The 1,228-nt window shown below is 38.9% G+C and carries 1 protein-coding gene and 1 pseudogene; both read right to left on the reverse strand.

Features of this window, described 5'->3' with window-relative positions; all coding sequences use genetic code 11:
- Nucleotides 1-606 (reverse strand): annotated as a pseudogene (locus tag SCRDD08_RS06255) (M1 family metallopeptidase); the annotation flags it as partial.
- 246 nt (nt 607-852) lie between these two features.
- Nucleotides 853-1,173 carry a hypothetical protein gene (locus SCRDD08_RS06260; RefSeq protein ID WP_061422885.1) on the reverse strand — a complete coding sequence of 107 codons (321 nt, stop codon included), beginning with the start codon at nt 1,171-1,173 and terminating at the stop codon, nt 853-855.
- Between the last annotated feature and the right edge of the window lie 55 nt (nt 1,174-1,228).

The raw sequence follows: 1,228 nt of genomic DNA on the forward strand, positions 1-1,228 counted from the left end.
ATTTTTTGTTTTGGCAGTAATGCCTTGCATATCCCCAGCAGCAAAGGCCAAGAGATAGGAAGACATGCGAGGCGTTCTTTCGAATTTCCAAATGCCAGTCGCTTTCCGGTTTTCAACGTTGATTTCAGGCATATTAGACAAGGCAAGTTCGCCTTCTGCTTGGTCAAATTTCAAGGCCAAATCAAAAGTCGCTTTAGCTTCTGGCTCATCCACGCTAGGAAAGGCTTCACGAGCAAAATGGCTCTCAAATTGCGTGGAAATGATCTCTTTTTTCACTCCATCTACAGTATAGTAAGATGGGTAAATCCCCGTCATATTGTCTGTAATCTTACCTATATAGGTCAAGGTTACTTCCACAGGGCCTGCTGCTTCCAACTCAACATAAAGAGCTTCATTATCATTATCAAGAGTGAAGGGACGAGCTTGTCCAGCCACTTCTACGGCCTCAATCGTCAAATCCTTTTGGTGCAAGGAAATTCTCTCAGCTTTGGCTTCACCGGTAATGGTAACTTTTCCTGAGAAAGTCTTATCCGCACGATTTAAATCCAAAAAGAGATCATAGTGCTCTGGAACAAAAGTATCAATAAAATGTGCAACTGCTTGCATGTTTTTCTCCTCATCTAATTGAAGGGGCTGGTATTAAACCAACCTCTATCAAGATTCATCTCTTACTATTCTACCATATTTAGTGACTTTATACTCATTCCAACTGACCCAAAATTGATTTTTGACTTCAAACATAAAGTAATCATTTTAAAGCCATCCTGTCATTAGCTTTTCTCCTCCCAAAAACACAAAAAGACAAGCTTAGCCTGTCTGATGGATTCGTCCGAAGGAAAAGTGAAACCATGATTACCTTGTTTCTTTCTTCAGTTCGTTCAATTTTTTATTGTATAAGCGATTTTCTTCTTGACAGACTTCATTCAGTCGATCTTCGTAACGCCTTATTTTCCGCTCGAAATCTTCTCGATTTTCCTCGATTTGATTTAATATATAAGATGAATCAGCAGGCGAACTGTGACGACAAAATGATATAATCCAATTACTCATTTCCTCCGAAAAATTTCTAGCTTCCCGTTTCATATCGTGATAATCCCATTCCAATTCACTGGCTTTTCTACGAAATGCTAGATGTTCATCATCTAATTGTGCTATCCGCTTTTTTGTATCCATAATCCCTCCTACAGAATTGGGCTCATTAAATTAGGTGTTGAGATTTCAGTTAAAA

This window comes from Streptococcus cristatus, assembly GCF_001578775.1.
Classification (GTDB): Bacteria; Bacillota; Bacilli; order Lactobacillales; family Streptococcaceae; genus Streptococcus; species Streptococcus cristatus_A.